The sequence below is a fragment of the Kitasatospora sp. NPDC018058 genome (genome assembly GCF_044327205.1).
GTDB lineage: Bacteria > Actinomycetota > Actinomycetes > Streptomycetales > Streptomycetaceae > Kitasatospora.
Genome location: NZ_JBIRFA010000017.1, coordinates 34,910 through 55,922, shown reverse-complemented (window position 1 = coordinate 55,922; position 21,013 = coordinate 34,910). Strand labels below are relative to the sequence as shown.

16 protein-coding genes and 1 pseudogene are annotated in these 21,013 nt (G+C 73.2%); 13 read left to right on the top strand and 4 right to left on the bottom strand.

Going from position 1 to position 21,013, the window contains the following annotated elements; translation table 11 throughout:
* Positions 1-52 precede the first annotated feature (52 nt).
* Positions 53-658 carry a hypothetical protein gene (locus tag ACH4E7_RS24200; RefSeq protein ID WP_396251110.1) on the top strand — a complete coding sequence of 202 codons (606 nt, stop codon included), beginning with the start codon at positions 53-55 and terminating at the stop codon, positions 656-658.
* Positions 658-1,251 (top strand): alpha/beta hydrolase family protein, encoded by a 594-nt coding sequence (locus tag ACH4E7_RS24195; RefSeq protein WP_396251109.1) that lies wholly within the window; start codon positions 658-660, stop codon positions 1,249-1,251. The genes ACH4E7_RS24200 and ACH4E7_RS24195 overlap by 1 nt, the downstream gene beginning before the upstream one ends.
* A gap of 104 nt (positions 1,252-1,355) precedes the next feature.
* Here ACH4E7_RS24195 and ACH4E7_RS24190 read toward each other — a convergent pair whose 3' ends face one another.
* The gene (locus ACH4E7_RS24190) at positions 1,356-1,892 is read right to left on the bottom strand and encodes a winged helix-turn-helix transcriptional regulator (RefSeq protein ID WP_396251108.1); all 537 of its coding nucleotides are present in this window, start codon (positions 1,890-1,892) and stop codon (positions 1,356-1,358) included.
* Between the two features lie 120 nt (positions 1,893-2,012).
* Here ACH4E7_RS24190 and ACH4E7_RS24185 point away from each other — a divergent pair, with 120 nt between their 5' ends.
* The 4 genes from ACH4E7_RS24185 to ACH4E7_RS24170 all read left to right on the top strand — a co-directional run bounded on the left by ACH4E7_RS24185 (position 2,013) and on the right by ACH4E7_RS24170 (position 9,598).
* Positions 2,013-3,494, top strand: coding sequence for an MFS transporter (locus tag ACH4E7_RS24185; protein WP_396251107.1), 1,482 nt, complete (start codon positions 2,013-2,015; stop codon positions 3,492-3,494).
* Between the two features lie 561 nt (positions 3,495-4,055).
* Positions 4,056-7,736, top strand: a complete 3,681-nt coding sequence (locus tag ACH4E7_RS24180; protein WP_396251106.1) for a SpoIIE family protein phosphatase — start codon at positions 4,056-4,058, stop codon at positions 7,734-7,736.
* A 123-nt stretch (positions 7,737-7,859) separates the two neighbouring features.
* Positions 7,860-8,264, top strand: a complete 405-nt coding sequence (locus ACH4E7_RS24175) for a nuclear transport factor 2 family protein (RefSeq protein WP_396251105.1) — start codon at positions 7,860-7,862, stop codon at positions 8,262-8,264.
* A 74-nt stretch (positions 8,265-8,338) separates the two neighbouring features.
* On the top strand, positions 8,339-9,598 hold the full coding sequence (locus ACH4E7_RS24170; RefSeq protein ID WP_396251104.1) for a PQQ-binding-like beta-propeller repeat protein: 1,260 nt from the start codon (positions 8,339-8,341) through the stop codon (positions 9,596-9,598).
* Positions 9,599-9,640: 42 nt separating this feature from the next.
* Here ACH4E7_RS24170 and ACH4E7_RS24165 read toward each other — a convergent pair.
* Positions 9,641-9,868: pseudogene (locus tag ACH4E7_RS24165) on the bottom strand (S-adenosylmethionine:tRNA ribosyltransferase-isomerase); the annotation flags it as partial.
* Between the two features lie 21 nt (positions 9,869-9,889).
* Between ACH4E7_RS24165 and ACH4E7_RS24160 the strand changes: the two are divergent.
* From ACH4E7_RS24160 to ACH4E7_RS24145, 4 genes are all read left to right on the top strand, one after another.
* Positions 9,890-11,095, top strand: coding sequence for a cytochrome P450 (locus tag ACH4E7_RS24160; RefSeq protein ID WP_396251103.1), 1,206 nt, complete (start codon positions 9,890-9,892; stop codon positions 11,093-11,095).
* Positions 11,096-11,442: 347 nt separating this feature from the next.
* Positions 11,443-12,498 carry a type III polyketide synthase gene (locus ACH4E7_RS24155; protein WP_396251102.1) on the top strand — a complete coding sequence of 352 codons (1,056 nt, stop codon included), beginning with the start codon at positions 11,443-11,445 and terminating at the stop codon, positions 12,496-12,498.
* Positions 12,499-12,837: 339 nt separating this feature from the next.
* Entirely contained in the window at positions 12,838-13,767 is a 930-nt protein-coding gene (locus ACH4E7_RS24150; RefSeq protein ID WP_396251101.1) for a DUF1259 domain-containing protein, read from the top strand.
* A 413-nt stretch (positions 13,768-14,180) separates the two neighbouring features.
* Positions 14,181-15,830: a multicopper oxidase family protein gene (locus tag ACH4E7_RS24145; protein ID WP_396251100.1), complete on the top strand. Its 1,650-nt coding sequence runs from the start codon at positions 14,181-14,183 to the stop codon at positions 15,828-15,830.
* Between the two features lie 189 nt (positions 15,831-16,019).
* Here the strand turns inward: ACH4E7_RS24145 and ACH4E7_RS24140 are convergent, their stop codons facing one another.
* A complete protein-coding gene (locus tag ACH4E7_RS24140) occupies positions 16,020-16,970 on the bottom strand; it encodes a pseudouridine synthase (protein WP_396251099.1) in 951 nt (316 codons plus the stop codon).
* A 116-nt stretch (positions 16,971-17,086) separates the two neighbouring features.
* Here ACH4E7_RS24140 and ACH4E7_RS24135 point away from each other — a divergent pair, with 116 nt between their 5' ends.
* The 3 genes from ACH4E7_RS24135 to ACH4E7_RS24125 all read left to right on the top strand — a co-directional run bounded on the left by ACH4E7_RS24135 (position 17,087) and on the right by ACH4E7_RS24125 (position 19,602).
* Positions 17,087-18,178 carry a PP2C family protein-serine/threonine phosphatase gene (locus ACH4E7_RS24135; RefSeq protein ID WP_396251097.1) on the top strand — a complete coding sequence of 364 codons (1,092 nt, stop codon included), beginning with the start codon at positions 17,087-17,089 and terminating at the stop codon, positions 18,176-18,178.
* A gap of 108 nt (positions 18,179-18,286) precedes the next feature.
* Complete coding sequence (locus ACH4E7_RS24130; RefSeq protein WP_396251096.1) at positions 18,287-18,676, top strand: DUF3224 domain-containing protein; 390 nt, start codon at positions 18,287-18,289, stop codon at positions 18,674-18,676.
* A 92-nt stretch (positions 18,677-18,768) separates the two neighbouring features.
* On the top strand, positions 18,769-19,602 hold the full coding sequence (locus ACH4E7_RS24125) for a DUF5995 family protein (protein ID WP_396251095.1): 834 nt from the start codon (positions 18,769-18,771) through the stop codon (positions 19,600-19,602).
* Here ACH4E7_RS24125 and ACH4E7_RS24120 read toward each other — a convergent pair.
* Positions 19,563-21,002 carry a GuaB1 family IMP dehydrogenase-related protein gene (locus ACH4E7_RS24120; RefSeq protein ID WP_396251094.1) on the bottom strand — a complete coding sequence of 480 codons (1,440 nt, stop codon included), beginning with the start codon at positions 21,000-21,002 and terminating at the stop codon, positions 19,563-19,565. The genes ACH4E7_RS24125 and ACH4E7_RS24120 overlap by 40 nt on opposite strands.
* Between the last annotated feature and the right edge of the window lie 11 nt (positions 21,003-21,013).

Here is a 21,013-nt window from a genome sequence, read left to right as displayed (position 1 = left end):
TACGCCGCTGAGGTGACGTCAGTTCCCGTGCCGACGACCTACCGTCGCTCATATGAGCCGACTTCGCACGACCGCCGCCGCGGCAGCACTGCTGCTCGCGCTCCCGTTGTCCGTCGCCGCCGCCGCACCCGCCCTGGCCGCGCCCGCCGCACCGGTCGCCGCCACGGCCGGCGCCGGCGTCTCCGCCACCGCCCCTCACGCCCTCCACCTCGAACTCCCGCGCCCGACCGGGCCGTACGCGGTCGGGCAGGAGGTCCTGCACCTGGTCGACGAGGACCGTCCGGACCCATGGGTCCCCTCCGCCGGGCCGCGTCAGCTGATGGTCACGATGTACTACCCCGCGCACGCCGGAACCGGCAGCCCGGCCCCGTACATGACCGCCGCGGCCGCCCGGATGCTGCTGGACTCCAAGCCCTTGACCAGCACCATCCCGACCGAGTCGGTCACCAACACCCGGACGTGGTCCAGCACCGACGCCCGCCCCCAGGGCGGCCACTATCCGCTGGTGGTGCTGTCACCCGGCTTCACCATGCCGCGCGCCTCGCTCACCAGCCTCGCCGAGGACCTGGGCAGCCGCGGGTACGTCGTGGCGCTGGTCGACCACACCTACGAGAACACCGGGACCACCTTCCCGGACGGGCGGACGCTCCCTGTGTGATGTGCGGCAGGCTCAAGCCGGACGAGTGGGAGGGCCTGGACGAGAGCCGGGCGAAGGACGTCTCCTTCGTCATCGACCAGCTGACCGACCGCCCCCACCCGGCCTGGCGCTACGCCCGCATGATCGACCGCGACCGGATCGGCATGGCCGGGCACTCGGCCGGCGGCGCGGCCAGCGTCCCCGCACTGGTGACCGACGACCGGATCCAGGCCGGGGTGGACCTGGACGGCGGCATGGACTACCTGGTGCCCGAGTCCGGCATCGGCGGCAAGCCGTTCCTGATGATGAACCACCAGGACGCCGGCAGCAGCGGCGACGACGGCAGCTGGTCCACGAGCTGGGCCCGGCTCGACGGCTGGAAGCGGTGGCTGAGCTTCGACGGCGCCAATCACGGCAGCTTCACCGACTTCCCGATGTTCTTCGACGCGCTCGGCATGCCCCAGGGCCCGGGCACCACCATGTCGGGCCGGCGCGGCGTGGAGCTCACCCGCCAGTACGTCGGGGCGTTCTTCGACCTCCAGTTGAAGGACATCGACCAGCCACTGTTCGACGGGCCGACCGCCGCCAACCCGGAGGTCCGGTTCCACTCCTGACCGACCTGCCACCCCCTGAGCCGTTGCGCCCGGAGGCCGTCGGCGACCTGCCGGCGGCCTCGTCGGCCCGCCCTGCCCGTCCGGCCCGGCCCGGCGGCGCGCCGCTACGCCGCCGCCGAGGCGATCGGTTCGAGGAGCAGGTGCGGGCGCACCAGGGCGCGGGAGACCGGGTCGTCCCGGCGGCCGCCGGTGCGGGCCGGGTTGGGGCGCATGGCGACCTCGACCGGGGGGACGGGCCCGCCGCCGCACTTCGGGCAGGCGCCGACGAGGTCCAGGTCGGTGCCGCAGGCGGCGTGCGCGAACAGGTGGTGCGGACCGCCCTCGGTGGCGTGTCGGCCGCCCCAGCGGCTCAACTGGTAGAGCGGACCCCAGAGTTCGAGGCCGACCTCGGTGAGCAGGTAGCCGTGGCGCAGCGGCGCCTGCTGGTACGGCTCCTTGCGCAGCACCCCGGCGGCGACCAGGGCGTTCAGCCGCGCGGTGAGAACGGCGCGGGGGATGCCCAGATGGGTGAGGAAGTCGTTGAACCGCTGCACGCCGTAGAACGCGTCGCGCACGATCAGCAGGCTCCAGCGCTCGCCGACCACCTCCAGCGCGCGGGCCAGTGCGCAGTCCTGCAGTTCGTAGTCGGTTCCCAGCGCCATGCGGGCCAGCCTAGTCCACTCCCCCAATAGGTTCAATGAACAGACCAACAGTGGTAGCGTGCCGTCGCGACGAAGGTTCATTCACCAGACCCATCGGTCCCGCGCTCGGAGGGAACATCCATGTCCCCCGCACCACTCGGTTCCACCCCCGCCCCAGTGGCCGCATCCGTCCGACCCGGCGCAACGCTGGCCGTCACCGCGGCGGCCACCGCCCTGGTCACCGTCGCCTACACCGCCCCCACCGCCTCGCTGGCCGCCACCGCCCAGGCCGCCCAGCTCGGCGCCTCCGGCCGCACCTGGATCCTCACCGGCACCCTGGTCGGCATCTCGGCGCTGCTGCTCACCGCCGGCAGCGCCGCCGACGACCACGGCCGCAAGCGGGTCTTCACCTTCGGCGTGGCACTGTTCGCCGCCGCCGAGGCCCTGGCCGCACTCGCCCCCGGCGGCGCCGTCTACCTGACCGCCCGGGTGCTGCTCGGCATCGCCTCGGCCGCCGTCCTGGCGCCCGCCCTCGGCCTGATCAGCCACGCCCACCCACCGGGGCCGGCCCGGATCCGGGCACTCGGGATCTGGGGCGCGGCAGTCGGCCTCGGCATCGCGGTCGGGCCGGTCTACGGCACACTGGTGCGGCAGTGCGCCGGCTGGCGCGCGGTCGGCGGCGGACTCGCGGTGGTCTCGGCCGCCGTGGCCGCCTGCGCCGCCGCGTACCTCACCGAGTCGCGCGCGGAGGAGCCGCGCGCGCTCGACCCGTACGGCGTGCTGACCCTCGCCGCCGGGACGTCCCTGCTGATCGCCGGACTGGCCGAGGGCCGCAGCGGCTGGGGGCGGCCCGCGGTGGTCGCGCTGCTGGCGGCCGGGGTGCTGTTGCTGGCGGCCTTCGCCGTGGTCGAGGCGAAGGTCCGCGAGCCGATGCTGGACCTCTCGCTCTTCCGCAGCCCCGGTTTCATCGCGGCGACGGGCGGGGCGCTGTTCACCGGGCTCTCACTGGTCGGCTTCATGAGCTACCTGCCCACCCTCCTCCAGGGCGTGCTCGGCCTGTCCGGCCTGGCGGCGAGCGGCGTGCTGGCCCTGTGGTCGGGCCTGTCGGTGGTCTCCGCCCTCCAGGCCCGCCGCCTCGCGACCCGCCTTTCGGCCACCGCGCAGGTCGCCCTCGGCCTGCTGGTCTGCGGCCTGGGCGAGGCCGGACTGTACGGGCTCACTCCTGGTTCCCCCTGGCTCCGGCTGGCGCCCGGCCTGGCGGTCGCGGGGATCGGCAGCGGCGTCCTCAACGCGGCCCTCGCCCGGCTGGCGGTCAGCAGCGTCCCGGCCCACCGCACGGCCATGGGCTCGGGCGCCAACAACACCTCCCGCTACCTGGGTTCGGCCCTGGGCGTGGCGGTGACGGTCGCCGTCGCCGGCTCCGCCCGCGCGACCGGCCCGGGCCCGGAGGCGGCGGCCCGCGCCCTGGCCACGGGCACCGACCGCGCCGTCCTGGTCGCCGCGGCGCTCTGCCTCGTCGGCGCGGTGCTGGCGCTCGCGGCCCGCGGTGCCGAATCCCGCGCGGAGGCCGGCACCGAGCCGGAGCCGGCCGCACCGGCCCGGGAGCACGCCACCACCCGGTGATGCGGGGCCGAGGACGCCGGGCCCGCCCGTCCGGCCGTGCCGGACGGGCGGGGCGTGCCAGCGGGCGGTCACTCACCGGATGCGGCGCCGTCCTCGGCACTCTCCGCCGCGGCCTCGCCAGCGGGATCGCCGAGCTGGTCGACGGCGGACTCGTCAGGGTCGGTGGAACACGGCTCCGACTGCCCCTATCCGTGCGACAGTCGACCCATGAGAGCGGGGAGCCCGACCGACTTCCTCTGCCGGAGCGCGGTGTGGATCGGGGCAGTGGCGGCGGCGCCGGTGCTGTCGGTGGCCGGGGGGCCGTTGTGGCGGCGGTATGTGCGGTACGTGTACCGGGACGGTGCGCACCCGGCCGGCGGCAGAGCGGGGTCGTGGGTCACGCCGGGGTACCGCATCGTGCACAACCGGCTGGTGCGGCTCCTGGTGTGCCCGACGTTGCGGCGCGGGATTCGGTGGGCCCGGCCCCGGGGGCGGCTCCCGCCGCCACGGTGAGCGGCCGTGCCAGGGCCCGTGGGAAGATGGCAGGGCTGGTGGGAACGATCTCCGGGCGGGTCTCTGGCCATGGTGAACGACGAAGGGCAGCGTCAGGGGGAGCCGCGGCACGATGCCCTGCTGATGGTGCCGATCGCCACGGCGCTGACCGATGCCGACGGGCGGATCCTGCACTGGAGCGGCGACGCGGAGGCACTGCTCGGTTACCGTGCGGACGAGGCGGTGGGCCGGAAGGCGGCCAAGCTGCTGACCTCGGACGAGGACCGGCCCGAGGTGCTGGAGCTGTTCCGGCAGATCCTGTCGGGCCGGGGGTGGTCCGGGGTGTTCCCCGTACGGCACCGGGACGGGCACCTGGTGAACCTGGAGTTCCGGACCCATCCGATCCGTGGGCCCGGTGGGGCGCCGATGGTGCTGGCCGTCGCGTCCGAGGTCACCACGCTGCACCGGCTCCAGGCGGATCTGGCCGTGTTGGACGGGTTCTTCGCCCAGTCCCCGATCGGCATGGCGGTGTTCGACACCGAGCTGCGCTTCATCCGGCTGAACGAGGCGATGGCCAGGACGGACGGGCTGGACGCCGACGAGCACATGGGCCACCGACTCACCGAGGTGCTGCCGGGGATCGACGCCGCCGAGGCCGAGACGGTGATGCGGCAGGTGCTGGCGGACGGCGAGCCGGTGGTGGACTTCCGTTCACACGGCCGCACCCCGGGGGATCCGCGGCCCGACCACGCCTGGTCCGCCTCCTACTTCCGGCTGGCGGACCGGGCCGGGCGGGTGCTCGGGGTGAGCGCGACCGTCGTCGACATCACCGAGCGCTACCGCGCCGACGCCCGGGCGGCCCGGGCGCAGGAGCGGCTCGCCCTGCTGGTCGACGCGACCGCCTCGATCGGGACCACTCTCGACCTGCGGCAGACCGCCCGGGAACTGGCCGACGCGATGGTGCCCAGGGTCGCCGACATCAGCGGGGTGTTCGCGCTGGAGGCGCTGGTGGCCGGCCGCAACGTCGAGCCGCCCGATCCGGACGCCCCGCAGCTGGTCCGCCAGCTGGCGCTGGCCACCGTCGACCCGCTGTACCCGGGCGAGGCACTGCCGGTGGACGCGGTGTACGAGCTGTCGGCCGACTCCCCGTACGCCCGGGCGATGACCAGCGGGCGGACGGTGGTGGTGCCGTCCTGGGAGCTGCCGCCGCTGAGCGAGGGCATCAACGAGAACCACAGCCAGGCGTTCCCGAGCGACCGGCCGCACTCGGTGCGGATCACCCCGCTGGTGGCGCGCGGCACCACACTCGGCATGGTGGTGTACTCGCGGCGCGGCGAGCGGGAGTCCTTCGCCGAGGCCGACATCACCCTCGGCGACGAGCTGGCCTCGCGCGCGGCCGTCGCGATCGACAACGCCCGGCTGTACCTGCGCCAGCACCAGACCGTGCTGGCCCGGCAGCAGGCGCTGAGTGAGGCGAAGGCGGCGCAGGAGCGGCTCGCGCTGGTCAACTCGGCCTCCACCCGGATCGGCACCACGCTCGAAATCGACCGTACCGCGCAGGAGTTGGCCGAGGTGGCGACGCCCCGGCTGGCCGACACGGTGGTGGTGGAGGTGCTGGAGGAGCTGGTCCGGGGTGAGCGGGAGGCCCGCGCCTCGGCGGACGGCTCGGCGCTGCTGCGGCGGATCGCCTTCCACTCGGTGCGCGGCTCCACCCTGGCACCGATCGACCGGCTCGGCGGAGTGCACCGCTTCCTGCCCGGTTCGCCGTACGCGTGGAGCCTGGCGCACCGCCAGCCGGTGCTGGTGCCGCGGATGGACGCGGAGGGCATGGCCTGGTTCGCCGACGACCCGGTGCGCACCGCCGCCGTACAGGAGCAGAACGTGCGCTCGTTCATGGTCGTCCCGCTGATCGCGCGCGGCAGCGCGGTCGGCGTCGCGGGCTTCTACCGCACCCTGGCGGACCGGCCGTACGAGGACGAGGACCTGGCGTTGGCCGGGGAGTTGGCGGTGCGGGCGGCGGTGTCGATCGATAACGCGCTGCTGTTCACCCGGGAACACGACGCGGCCGCGGCCCGGCAGCGGGCGCTGGACGAGGCCTGGGCCGCCCAGCAGCGGCTGGGTCTGCTGAACGAGGCCAGCAACCGGATCGGCACCACGCTCGATCTGCACCGCACCGCCCGGGAGTTGGTGGAGGTGGTGATCCCGCGCTTCGCCGACTTCGTCACCGTGGACCTGCGCGACGCGGTACTCAACGACGAGGAGCCCTGGCCGTTGCCGAGGGACGGGTCGGTACTGATGCGGGCGGTGGCGGTCGGCGAGGCGGCCGAGGACGGCCGCATGGCGGAGGCCGCCGACCAGGTCGGCGAGACCTCGCAGTCCGCCGAGGTGTACGCGCAGAGCCTGCGCACCCGGAGTTCGGTCCTGGTGTCCGAGGTGACCGAGAAGGAGCTGCGCCGGATCGTCGCCTCCCCCGACCGGGTGCAGCCGGGGCTGGCCGCCGGGGTGCACTCGTACCTGATGGTGCCGCTGGTGGCGCGCGGACTGGTGCTGGGCGGCGCGGAGTTCGTCCGCACCCGCAACCCGGTGCCGTTCGGCCCGGCGGACCGCTCGCTGGCCGAGGAGCTGGCCGCCCGCACCGCGCTGGCGATCGACAACGGCAGGCTCTACCGCCGTGAGCGGGACACCGCGCTCACCCTCCAACGCAGCCTGCTGCCGCAGGAGATCCACCGCACGCTCGGGCTGGAGCTGGCCTACCGCTACCTGCCCAGCAGCGTGGTCAGCGAGGTCGGCGGCGACTGGTTCGACGTGGTGCCGCTGTCCGCCGGGCGGGTCGCGCTGATCGTCGGCGACGTGATGGGCCACGGCATCCGGGCCGCCGCCACCATGGGCCAACTCCGGACCGTGGCCAGGACGTTGATCACCCTGGAGCTGGACCCGGCGCGGGTGCTGTACCGGCTGGACGAGGCGACCACCGCGCTCGGCGAAGGCCAGTTCGCCACCTGCGTGTGCGTGGTGTACGACCCGGTGGACCGCCGCTGCACCGCCGCCTGCGCCGGCCACCTGCCACCCGTGGTCGCCGACACCGAGGGCAACGCCGACCTGGTCCACCTGCCGCCCGGCGCACCGCTCGGGGTCGGCGGAGTCCCCTTCGAGAACGTGGAGTTCTCCCTCCCCGAGGAGGCCATCCTGACGCTCTACACCGACGGCCTGGTCGAGCGCCGGGGCCGCGACCTGGACGAGGGGCTGACCCTGCTCCGCCGTACCGTCGCGGACCGGCGCGGCACGCTGGAACAGACCTGCGACGCCGTGCTGACCCGGCTCACCGGCCGCACCGCAGAGGACGACATCGCCGTCATCATGGCGCAGGTCCGCCCGCAGGGCGCGGACCGGATCGCCATCCTGCCACTCACCGGCGACCGCGCGATGGTCGCCCACTCGCGCCGCTTCACCCGCGAGACGCTGGCCGCCTGGGGGCTCACCGCGCTCGCGTACTGGGCCGAGCTGCTCACCAGCGAGCTGATCACCAACGCCCTGATGCACGCCGGCTCCCCGACCCAACTGAGGCTGTACTGCAACCGGGTGCTCACCGTGGAGGTCGCCGACCAGGAGAGCGAGACGCCCCGGATCCGCCGCGCCCGCGCCGAGGACGAGGGCGGGCGCGGCATCCACCTGGTCAACGAGCTGGCGCACCGCTGGGGCAGCCGCCGGACCGAGGAGGGCAAGGTGGTCTGGTTCGAGCTGGAGCTGCCGCCGGGCTTCTCGACCGACTAGACCTGCATGGACAACGGACGGTTGTCGGGGGGCCCGCGCGGTTGTTGGCCGCCCGGGCCGCGGCGGGGATTTGCTGGTGTCACGGCGGGAGAGCCCCGACCGGACGCACCAGAGGAGTCCACCGTGCAGCAGCCCGACGCCCGTACCGTCGTCACCGACTACGTCACCCTCCTCGCCGCGGGTGAACTCGACGCCGCCATCGCCCTGTTCGCGGAGGACGCCACCTGGACCTACCCGGGCGGCCTCGCCCTGTCCCGCACCTGGCGCGGCAAGCAGGAGATCTTCGGCGAGTTCCTCGGACAGGTCGGCACCCTGTTCGCCGCCGACGGCCTGCCGACCATCACCCTCACCCACGTCCTCGCGGACGGCCCCCGGGCGGTGGCCGAGTGGACCACCGTCGGCACGGCCGCCAACGGGGCCGCGTACGAGAACCGCTGCCTGGGCGTGTTCACCGTGGAGAACGGGCGGATCACCGCCGTCCGCGAGTACCTGGACACCCACCACGTGGCGCAGACCCTGCTGGCCTGAGCGGCGATCCCCGGATCGGTACCATGATCGCCCGCCCGCCAGCGGCGCGGGCCTGGACTGACGGGGAGTCACCGATGGCACCACTGACGCGACACAGGATCCCCGGGCAGCTGGCGGCGGCCGCCGCCGTCCTGGCACTGCTGGCCGGTTGCTCCAGCGGGGGCGGCGGCGCCACGAACGGTGCCACGGACGGTGACACGAGCGGCGACACGTCGGCCGCCTCGGCACCCGCGGCGGCCACCCCCTCGGCCGCGACGCGGAAGGGCTTCGACCCGCCGTCCACCTTCGCCTCGGCCCAAGCCACGCCCCTCGCGGGCGTGACCTGGGCCGGCAGCGTGCTCCTGGACGGACCGACCGCCTACCTCACGGTTCAGGGCGGCATCCGGGCCGTGGACCTGACCACCGGTCGGACGCTCGGCACGGCCGACGGCGAGCAGCCCGGTACGGGCGACACCGCACCCGTGGTCGCGGAGGTCGGCGGCAAGCGCCTGGTGCTCGCCGCCGACGTCGCGACGGTCAAGGGCCAGGGCACTGCGGTGGACCGCACCGTCGTGCAGCTGGTGGCCATGGACGCCGCCTCCCACCAGGTGGCCTGGTCGCTGTCGGCCGACCTCCCGCAGGGCTTCGGCACCTCCAAGTCCCCGTCCGTGCTCGGGGTGCGCGGCACGACGGCGGTGATCGCCGCCGCCGACACCGACCACAGCGCCACCGTCGCCGTCGATCTCGCCACCCGGAAGGCGCTCTGGACCCAGAACGGTTTCCTCGGCTCCGCGCTCACCGACGACCAGGTGGTCGGCCTGAGCGCCCCGGACCTCGTCAAGCGCCGGTTGTCGGGCCTGAAGCTGACGGACGGCAGCACGGCGTGGACCGGGGACAAGGACCTGTTCCAGGTCTCGGTGCAGCCGGCCGGACCGAACCGGGTCCTGGTCGAGGGCAGCGACTACGGTTCGGCCAAGGGCCTGACCTGGTTCACCGACGGCACGACCGGCAGGCTGCTGCTGGACATCGACAGCCCGCTGCACCTCACCTGCACGTACGACGAGCGTTCGGTGACGGTGTGCGCGGGCGAGGACAGCGTGTTCGCCCTCGATCCCGCCACCGGCAAGGTGCTCTGGAAGCTGCCCGACGACGCCAAGACCCGCGTCGCGCCCCGGGTCACCGCCGTCTGGCACGGCGTCGTCTACGGCAGGACCTCCAACGGCCCGGTGAGCCTGGACGCGACCACCGGCCAGGACCGGCCCGGCAATCCGCAGCTCGCACCCGTCCTGGTCGACGGCTACGCGGGGCTGGCGGACACCAACGGAGGGATCGCCGCCTACGCCGCCACCGGCTGACGCGATCGGTCGGTCCGGGAGCAGCGGGTTCACGTCCCCGGACTCGTGCCACAGGTACCGGTGCCGGACCGCCTCGTGGTAGCGGTCCGCCGGCAGCGGGCGGCCCGCGACGGCGGCCGGCATCGACAGGTGCGAGGCCCGGGGCGCGTGCCAGCCGGTGAGCAGGCCGGATGAATTACCGGCGGTCCCACGCGTCCACCGGTGTGTGCGGCCGACCGATCGGGTACCGGTGCTCCGTTCATTCCGTCCGCCTTCCCATCCGGCCCGCACGGCCCAGACCTGGAGGTCCGCATGTCCACCGACTCCAGCCCACGGAACTGCCCGTTCGACTTCGCCGAGGCCCTTGAGTTCGACCCGACGCTCCGGCAGCTCATGAACGACGCACCGGTCAGCCGCATCCGCCTCCCCTACGGCGAAGGGGAGGCATGGCTCGTCACGGGGTACGACGACGTGCGCACCGTGACCACTGACCGGCGTTTCAGCCGGCACGCCGTCGTCGGCCGGGACTTTCCGCGCATGACCCCCGAGCCGATCGTCCAGGCCGAGGCGATCAACGTCATGGACCCGCCTGCCAGCGCCCGACTGCGCAGCCTGGTGTCCAAGGGCTTCACACCCGACCACATCGAGCGGATGAGGGACCGCACCCAGCACGTGGTGAACGAGCTGCTGGACCGCATGCGGGACCAGGGTCCCCCGGCCGACCTCATGGAGCACCTGGCCCACCCGCTCCCGCTGATCACGATCTGCGAGGTCCTGGAGATCCCCGAGGCCGACAGCGCACAGCTGCGCGCCAACGCCCGGACGATGATGAACGTGGGCCTGGACAACAAGCCGGACGCGGTACGGGCCAAGGCCGACCTGCGGGCGTACTTCGCCGAGCTGACCGCCGAACGGCGCAGGAACCCCGGTGACGACCTGATCAGCGCCCTGGCCACGGCCCGCGACGGCGACGAGGTCCTCGACGAGAAGGAACTCACCGTGATGGCCATGGTCCTGCTGATCACCGGCCAGGACACCACGACGTACGAGCTCGGCAACCTCTCGTACACCATCCTCACCCGGCCCGACGTACGCGCCGTCCTGCGCGAGCGGCCCGAGATGCTTACCCAGGTGATCCATGAGATGCTGCGCTTCATCCCTTTCCGCAAGGGTGTCGGCATCCCCCGGGTGGCCCTGGAGGACGTGGAGCTGAGCGGGGTGACGATCCCGGCGGGGGACATCGTGCATGTCTCCTACCTGACCGCCAACCGGGACGGCCGCAGGTTCGACCGGCCTGACGAGCTGGACCTGGAGCGGACCAGCCCCTCCCACATGACCTTCGGCTGGGGCGCGCACCACTGCCTCGGCGCACCGCTGGCCATCACCGAACTCGAAGTCGCCCTCGGGACTCTGCTGGAGCGCTTCCCCGGGATCACGCTGGCGAAGCCGGCCGCGGAGCTGGCGTGGAACACCACGTCGATCTGGCGCTATCCGCTCGCGCTGCCGGTCACCTGGTGACGGTGCCCCACCCTCCGGCGCCCGCCTGCCGCCACCCCGCTTCCGGCATCGCCGCGCACGTCGGCCCGCGCACCTCGGAGTGTGCGGGCCGACGTGCGCGCTGGACCCACCTTCCGTAGATTGGGTTGACGCGGCTCGAACCAACTCGTGGCCTGCACGACCGCCCGCACGGCGAGCATCCGATCCTCGCTCTGCCGGCTCGTCTGCCACGCTGTTGGGTCCCGCCCGGTGAGTCCCGCCGCCGCGCCGTCTCCACGCGTCCGGCACGTAGCGGCTGCCGTCGAGTGATGAATTCCCCGGCCAGCCAGGGTCACACCGGGAACTCCGCCCGTACAGGAGGAAGTCCCATGGCCGTTCTGTGCAAACCGGCGATAGCTGTGCCCGAGCACATCATCACCAACGAGGAAACCCTCGAACTGGCACGCAGGCTCCACCGCGACCATCCACAGCTCGATCTGGCGTTGCGCCTCATCAAGAACACCGGAGTGCGGAAGCGGCATCTGATCCAACCCATCGACATGGTGCTGAAGCACCCGGGGTTGGACGAGCGGAGCGCCGTCTTCGAGTCGGAGTCCAGGGCCCGTGTCCCGGAGGTGGTGGTCAGGGCTCTCGCGCAGGCCCAAGTGGAGCCGTCGCAGATCGACTTGATCGTCTATGTGTCGTGCACCGGTTTCATGATGCCGTCGCTCACGGCGTGGCTGATCAACAAGCTGGGCTTCCGGCCGGAGACCCGGCAGCTGCCGATCGCCCAACTGGGCTGTGCGGCCGGCGGTGCGGCGGTGAACCGGGCCCATGACTTCTGTTCGGCCTACCCGGGCGCCAACGTGCTGATCGTGGCCTGCGAGTTCTGCTCGCTGTGCTACCAGCCCACCGACCTGGGTGTGGGGTCGCTGCTGTCCAACGGCCTGTTCGGCGACGGGATCGCCGCCGCCGTGGTCCGGGGCGAGGGCGGGACCGGGATCCGGTTGGAGCGCAACGGCTCGTACCTCATCCCGCACACCGAGGAGTGGATCTCCTACGCGGTCCGCTCCACCGGATTCCACTTCCAGCTGGACAGACGGGTGCCGGGGACGATGGAGCCCCTCAGCCCGGCCCTGCGCGCGGTGGCGGAGCAACACCAGTGGGACGTGGGCATGCTGGACTTCTACATCGTCCACGCCGGCGGTCCGCGGATCCTGGACGACCTGAGCCACTTCCTGGAGGTGCCGCCCGAGGCGTTCCGCTTCAGCCGGGCCACCCTCACCGAGTACGGCAACATCGCCAGTGCGGTCGTGCTCGACGCCCTGGGCCGGATGTTCGACGAGAAGTCGGCTCTCAACGGCCACCAGGGGCTGCTTGCCGGGTTCGGCCCGGGCATCACCGCGGAGATGTCCCTGGGCACCTGGGCGTCGTCTGATTCCTGACGGCGCGGATTCGAGCGCTCCACCTTCCGGGTCGGGTCGGTCGAGCCCGTCGTGGGGTTCGGCCGCCCGGGGTGCCGGGTGTCGCTGTCGGGCGGCTGCCGTCCCGTGGCCTCACTCCCCCATCCGGCCGCTCATGCGGTCGCCGGCGTACTCCCATCGGTCGATCCGGACGGGAGTCGGTGCCCGCGCGCCGCCGTGGCGACGACGCGGGGACCGGCTCCTGTGCTTGCCTTCGACTCTGGAGGTGTGCCTGTGAAGACCGGAGACGGAATCCCCGGGAAAAGTATTCCCCCCGCCGTACCGCGACGGCCGCTGCTGGCGGCGGCCGGACTGGCGCCAGTGCTGGTCGGCCTGGGCGGGGACACCGCCGCACAGCCGGCTGTGGCCCGTGATCCCGGCAGCGGTCAGCCGGTCGACTCGGCGCCAAGGCCGGTGCCCACCGCCGAGGCGGACTGGGTCGACGTCGTGCGGGCTCTCGGCCGGCCGGGCGGCCTCATCCGCCGGACCTACCACCACACGCCGTTCCCGCGACACGACCTGCACGTGGTCAGTGGCGGCGTCGTCGTCAGCCCCGGGCTCGCGCTGGGCTCACACGTCTCCTTCGCCCGGTACGACAACGGCAGCACACTGATGATGGGCGATCTGGTGGTGACCGCGGATGAACTGCCGGCCCTGACCGACGCCCTCCATGCTCAGGGGATCGCCCAGACCGCCATCCACAAACACCTGCCGGCCCACACTCCTGACATCTGGTGGACTCACGTCTGCGCACACGGCCATGACGCCGTGGCACTGGCCCACGGGCTTCGGACCGCGCTCAACTCCACCGGCACTCCACCGCCCCACCTGCCCCGACCGTCCCGACCCCTCGATCTGGACATCGCCGGCATCGACGCCGCGCTGGGTGCCACGGGCACGACCAGCGAGGACGTCCATGCCTGTGTCTTCGTCCGCCGCGAGACCGTCATCGAGGAGGGGCACGTGCTGCCGGCCGGTCTGGGCGCGACCTCGGCCTTCAACTTCCAGCCGCTCGGCGGGGGACGGGCCGCGCTCAGCGGCGACCTCGCCATGGTCGCCGCCGAGGTCCAGGATGCGCTCGCGGCGCTGCGGCGGGGCGGTATCGACCTGGTCGAACTCCACAACCACGGTCTGACGGACGAACCTCGCCTCTTCTTCACCCACATCTGGGCCGAGGGCGATGCCGTGGACCTGGCCAGAGCGGTCCACCCCGCGCTCGCCGTCACCAATGTCGTGCCGGCCACCGTCTGACTGACCGACACCGGTAGACCGACGCCGATAGCAGGCCTTCCCCAGGGCGTGTCTTCAACTCCCATCGTCCGCCCCACAGGCGGGAGTTCGAGGACACGCCCCAGCCATGCCCGACGAGAGCGGCCGGCCGCCGGGAGCGCACCGGGTGTGCGCCCCGCACCACGTGGCCGCCGGCCGTCCCGAGGGGGCTCCCTGGTTCCCGGCAGGTGCGGTCGCGATGCGGAGCGCGCGAAGCTCGCCGATACTGAGCCGACGGGCGGTAACGGAGCGCCGCACGGGCGCCACGCTCCGCAATGCCCGGTCGCGCGCCGTCGTGGGCGCAGCAGCCGCTGGACGGGGCGGACGGAAGCCACGACCGGCGACCACTGCCTGGCGGCGTACCGACCGCCGAGTCCTGGACGGAGAAACCGAGGATGCTGAACCGACGAGACCTCCTCAGGGCCGCCACCATAGGCGGCCCGGTGGCCCTCTTCCCATGGGGCATCGCACCAAGCCTGGCCCAGGTGCCAGCCGCGCTGCCGACCGCTCCGGCCAGGTCGGGGACCGGGGGGCGGGCCGCCCGGGTCGTCCCCTTCGCCCACGCCATGCCGGTGCCCCCGGTACTGAGTCCGGTGTCGCGGACGGACTCCTCGGACCTGTACGAGCTGCGGATGGCCGAGAGCGAGGTGGAGATCGTCAAGGGGCTGCGGACCACCGTCTGGACCTACGGCGACTGCTTCCCCGGTCCGACCATCCGGGCGGTCAAGGGCCGGGAGGTGGTGGTCAAGCAGACCAACGACCTGAGCGTGCACACCTCCGTCCACCTGCACGGCGGCCATGTGCAGTCGCAGTACGACGGCCTGCCGATGGACCTCGTCTCGCCCGGCGAGACCCGCGAGTACCGCTACCCCAACGAACAGGTGGCCGCCTCGCTCTGGTACCACGACCACGCGCACCGGCTGGAGGCCGAGAACGTCTACCGCGGCCTGGCCGGCGCCTACCTGCTCAGCGACCCGCACGAGAGCAGCCTGCCGCTGCCGAGCGGCGAGTTCGACGTGCCGCTGCTGTTCCGGGACGCCCGGATCGAGACCGACGGCAAGCTGGTCTACACCGACCCGTACGAGTGCCCGCACATGCTGGTCAACGGCAAGGAGCGGCCCTACTTCGAGGTGGCGGCGCGCAAGTACCGCCTGCGGCTCTTCAACGTCTCGCCCAACCGCCACATATCGCTGCGCTTCGCCGACGGCGAGCCGTTCACCCAGATAGCCTCCGACGGCGGGCTGCTCGCCGGTCCGGTGCAGTTGGACGAGTTGACCCTGGCCGGCGCGGAACGCGCCGAGATCGTGGTCGACTTCGCCCGCTACCCGGTCGGCGAATCGATCGTGCTGGAGAACACGGCCGCGCTGGAGACCGAGCGGTCCGAGGTGCTGCGCTTCGACATCACCCGGGCGGCCGAGGACCGTAGCCGGATACCGGACGTCCTGGCCACCCTGCCGCCGATCCCGGAGGCGACGGTGCACCGGGAGTTCTGGCTGACGACCTTCCCGGACACCAGGATCAACGGGCGCAAGTACGACCCGGACCGGGCCGACGTGCAGACCACCGTCGGCACCAGCGAGATCTGGACGATCCACAACCACCTCACCCGCCGGCCGGCCGGGGTCTTCCACGCCCCCCACTCCTTCCACACCCATCTGGTGCGGTTCCGGGTGCTGGACCGCGACGGGGAGCCGGTCGGCCCGTCCGAGGCCGGGCTGAAGGACACCGTCCCGATCTACCCGGGCCAGAGCGTCCGGATCGCCATGGTCTGGGGCGACTACCCGGGCCAGTACCTCTATCACTGCCACCACATGGTGCACTCCTCGCACGGCCAGATGGGTCGGATCGACGTGCTGCCCTCAGCACCGGAAGGCTCCGACCACGAGTCGGACGAGGCCTTAGCCGACTCATCCTCGTCCTCTGAAGCCTCGACGTCCGGAGCCGGCCGGTCCGGATCGTCGGCGTCCGGAACCGGTCGGCGGCGTCGGCGGCACCGGCGGCACGGTCGGCACCGCCACGGGCACCGCGTCGCCGTCCGAGCCTGACTCTGTCGGGGATCTCGGCGTTCGACCGCCTGTGATCACGGTGGTGAGCCGGTCTCGCGGGTACCCGGGGCCCGCGAGACTCCCGAGGAGTGCGGGGCGGTGGGCAGTGCCGCGGGCATGCCCCCGCGATCGCACCGTGGGGCCGGGCGGCGGATCGGCCACCGGGCCGGGGCCCGTCGTTCGCCGAACCTAGGACGCGCCGAGGGCCCAGCCCTCCGGGTCGGTCCAGGCGGACAGGGTGCGGCGGCTCTCGAAACGGCACTCGCGACCGGACAGTGGGTCGGTGAACTCGACGACGGAGGCGATGAGTTGGAGCGGGCGGCGGAAGTCGTCCGGGGCCGGTTCGGGCAGCACCACCGGGTAGACCGGGTCACCCAGGATCGGCACGCCGAGCCCGCACATGTGCAGGCGCAGCTGGTGGGTGCGTCCGGTGACCGGGCGGAGCCGGTAGCGGGCGAGGCCGTCGCGGTGGTCGAGCAGATCGATCCGGCTCTCGCTGTTCGGCGGGGCGTCGACCTCGCGGGCCGCGATCACGCCCCGTTCCTTGACGATGTGGCTGCGGATGGTGCGCGGCAGGCTCAGCGCCGGGTCGTAGGGGGCGACGGCCCGGTACTCCTTGCGGACCAGCCGGTCGTGGAACAGGGTCTGGTAGGCGCCGCGGTCCTCCGGCCTGACCACGAACATGGCCAGGCCGGCGGTGAGCCGGTCGAGCCGGTGGGCGGGGCTGAGCGCGGGCAGGTCGAGGGCGTGCCGCAGCCGCGAGAGGGCCGTCTCGGCGACGTGCCTGCCGCGCGGGGTGGTGGCCAGGAAGTGCGGCTTGTCGACGACGACCAGGTGCTCGTCCCGGTGCAGCACCTCCAGGTCGAACGGGACGCGGACCTCGTCCGGCAGGTCCCGGTAGAACCACAGGTGCGCGCCGGGCCGGAACGGCGCGTCGGGCGCGACCGGCCCGTCCTCGCCGACGATCTCCCGCCCGTGCAACGCCGCGTCGATCCGCTCGGCCGCCACGGCCGGCAGCCGCTCGACCAGGTGGGCGCGGACGGTCGGCCAGGGACCCTCGGCCGGCAGCCGCAGGTGCACCGGGTCCACGCCGTTGCGCTGCGGGAGGGGGGAGGCCGGGCGGCGGCTCTTTCGTCTCATCTCGCGGCCCAGCCTAGTCGGGTACGCCCAGCCGTCTCCGTCCGAGGTGCCGCCTGCGGGGGGCGCGGAGCAGAGTGGACGGTAGGCCCGCTCAGCCGCTCAGCCCTGGAGGACGCGTGACCGCCGACGACGGCCCCGCCGGTGTGCCGCCGCTGCACCTGCCGCGACGCACCAGGCTGCTGCTGTCCGGCTCCTTCGTGCTGCTGGTCGGCGCCATCGTGGCCGATCTGGTGACCGGCCCCGGCACGACGCTCTCCCCCGTCCTCGCGGTGGCGCCGGTGCTGGCCGGAGCGACCACCCGGACGGCCCGGGTGCCGCTGATCGCCGGGGCGATCTCCGCCCTCGCAGTCGGGCTGCTGGAGTCCACCAACACCGATCTGCCGACCGAGGTGCACGTCACCGCGCTGATCACGGTGCTCGCCGCGACGTTGGCCAGCGCCGCCAACGTCGTCCTGGTGGCGGCCCGGGAACGGGAGCTGTTCCAGGTCCGGACGGTGGCCGAGGCAGCACAGCGGGCCGTGCTGCGCCCGCCGCCGGAGCGGATCGGGCGGCTGCGTGTGGCCGTGCGGTACGTCGCGGCGGCGGCCGAGGCACGGATCGGCGGGGACTTGTACGCCGTCGTCGAGACCCGCTTCGGCGTGCGGATCCTGCTCGGCGACGTGCAGGGGCACGGGCTGCCGGCGGTGGAGACGACGGCGGACGTGCTGGGCGTGTTCCGGGAGGCGGCGCGGACCGAGCCCGACCTCACCCGACTCGCGGAGCGGCTGGACGCGGCGCTCACCGCGCGCTCGGAGGACGGGCGGTTCGCCACCGCCCTGCTGTTGGACGTGCCACCGGACCGGGGGTCGGTGACGATCGTGAACTGCGGCCATCCTGACCCGCTGCTGCGCCGCGCCGGCAGGGTGAGCGACCTGGAGCCGCCGTTCCCGGCGCCGCCGCTGGGCCTGCTCGGGCTGACCGGCGGCGGCTACCCGGCGGGCCGCTTCGAGCCGCGGCCCGGCGACCTGCTGCTCCTGCACACGGACGGCGTGTCCGAGGCGCGGGACGCCGAGGGCCGGTTCTACCCGCTGACGGAACGTCTGCCCGGCCTGCCCGCGGGGAACCCGGCGGACCTGCTGGGCGCCCTGCTCGCGGACGTCGACGGCTGGGTCGGCCCCGCCGGGCTGGCGGACGACGCGGCGCTGCTCGCGCTCCGTTGGGAACCGTGACCGGCGCACCGTGGGTGCCGTCGATGTCAGTGGTGTGTGCAAGGCTCTGCTCACGGTCGGCGGGCGATGGGTGACGGCCGCAGGCACGATCGTCGAGGGGAGCAGGGCATGGGGAACAAGGCGAGCGGGGCATTCGAGCTGACCGCCTTCGAACCGGTGGAGACGGAGGAGCGGGCGGGGGCGAGCTTCGGCCGGATCCGGATCGCCAAGACGTTCACGGGCGGGATCACGGGCACGAGCGAGGTGCGGATGCTGTCCGTCGGGGACACCTCGGGCGGCCCGGCCTCGTACGTGGCGGTGGAACACGTCACCGGTGAGCTCGACGGACGGAAGGGTTCGTTCGTGCTCCAGCACGCGGCGTGGGACACGAGCGGGGTGACCATACGCGTCGTACCGGGGACGGGCTCGGGCGAGCTGGCCGGGCTCACCGGGGAGTTCCACCTGACCGTCGGCGAGGACGGCGCGCACACCTACGTCCTGGAGTACGAGCTGGGCTGAACGGGCGTCGGCTGCGCGCCGCGCGCACCGGGTCGCCGACGGCGCTGCCACGATGACGCGATCAGTGCACGATCGACATCGGAGGGTGGCCCATGCCCGGTGCGGCGGCGGACGACACGGTGGAGAGCCCGGTGGTCACGGTCGACGGCGTGGTCGGCCGGCTGAGGGGGATCGGGGCGGGCCTGCCGCCGGACGATGGGGTGGCGGTGTTCAACCGCGCCTACCTCACCGTCACGGAGGCCGTCCGGGAACGGCTCGGCGGTCCGTACTTCGCCGATCCGGCGGCGGTGGCCGAGCTGGACGTGGTGTTCGCCCGGCGGTACCTGCTGGCCGTGGCCGCCGACGCGGCCGGGCGGGAGCCGCCCGCCTGCTGGCGGCCGCTGTTCGCGCTGCGCGCCCATCCGGGTGTGCACCCGCTGCAGTTCGCGCTGGCCGGGATGAACGCCCACATCCAGCACGACCTGCCGCTGGCCGTCGTCGACACCTGCCACCGGCTGGGCTGCGAGCCGGACGACGTCGAGGACGACTACCACCGGGTCAACGGCGTGCTGGCGGAGGTGGAGGCCGCCGTCCGGGAGCGGCTACTGCCCGAGCCCGACCTGCCGGCGCGGGTCGAGCCGCTCGCCCACCTGCTCGGCGCCTGGTCGGTGGACGCCGCGCGCGAGGCGGCCTGGTCGGCCGTCCGGACGCTGTGGGAGCTGCGCCGGGTGCCGTGTACCGCGCACGCCTTCATCGCCACGCTGGACGGCTCGGTCGGGCTGCTCGGCCACGCGCTGCTGCTCCCCCTCGGCCCGCACCACGAGAGGCTGCACCACGGACCGTCAACGGCCGCCGGCCGGCTCCCCGAGGCGAGGAACCGGCCGGACGGCGGGACGGACGCGGGCGATCAGGCCCAGCTGGAGTGCAGCGGCTTGCCCTCGGCGTAGCCGGCCGCGCTCTGGACGCCCACGATCGCCTTCTCGTGGAACTCCTCCAGGGTGTTGGCGCCCGCGTAGGTGCAGGAGCTGCGCACGCCGGCCACGATCGAGTCGATCAGGTCCTCCACGCCCGGGCGGGCCGGGTCGAGGAACATCCGGGAGTGCGAGATGCCCTCCTCGAACAACGCCTTGCGGGCCCGGTCGTAGGTGGAGTCCTGGGCGGTGCGGTTGCTCACGGCGCGGGCCGAGGCCATGCCGAAGCTCTCCTTGTACTGGCGGCCGTCGGCCGCGGTCTGCAGATCGCCCGGGGACTCGTAGGTCCCGGCGAACCAGGAGCCGATCATCACGTTGGAGGCACCGGCGGCCAGCGCCATGGCGACGTCGCGCGGGTGGCGCACGCCGCCGTCGGCCCAGACGTGCTTGCCGAGCCGGCGGGCCTCGGCGGCGCACTCCAGAACGGCGGAGAACTGCGGGCGGCCCACGCCGGTCATCATCCGGGTGGTGCACATGGCGCCCGGTCCGACGCCGACCTTGAGGATGTCGGCGCCGGCCTCGACCAGGTCGCGGACACCGGCGGCGGAGACCACGTTGCCGGCCACGATCGGGATCCGCGGGTCCAGGCCGCGCACCGCGCGCAGCGCGTTGATCATGCTCTCCTGGTGGCCGTGCGCGGTGTCGACCACCAGGACGTCGGCCCCGGCGTCGATCAGCGCCTCGGCCTTGCCCGCGACGTCGCCGTTGATGCCTACGGTGGCGGCGATCCGCAGCTTGCCGTCGGCGTCCACGGCCGGGGTGTACAGGGTGGCGCGCAGCGCGCCCTTGCGGGTGAGGATGCCGACCAGGCGGCCCTCGGCGTCGACCACCGGGGCGAGCTTGCGGTGCGCCTCGGAGAGCTTGTCGAAGGCGGCGCGCGGGTCGATGCCCTCGTCCAGCAGCAGCAGATCGCGGGACATGATGTCGGCCAGGCTGGTGAAGCGGTCCACGCCCTGGCAGTCGGACTCGGTGACCACACCGACCGGCTTGCCGTCCTCGACCACCACGAGGGCGCCGTGCGCGCGCTTGGGCAGCAGCGAGAGCGCCTCGGCGACGGTGGCACCGGGGGTGAGGGTGATCGGGGTGTCGACCACCAGGTGACGCTGCTTGACCCAGGAGACGACCTCGGCGATCACCTCGGTGGGGATGTCCTGCGGGATGGCGACCAGCCCGCCGCGGCGGGCGACGGTCTCGGCCATCCGGCGGCCGGCGATGGCGGTCATGTTGGCGACGACCAGCGGGATGGTGGTGCCGGTACCGTCGTTCGAGGAGAGGTCGACGCCCTGCCGGGAGCCCACGGCGGAACGGCTGGGGACCATGAAGACGTCGTCGTACGTCAGGTCGTACGAGGGCTTGAGGTCGTTCAGGAAACGCATGGAATGGGCTC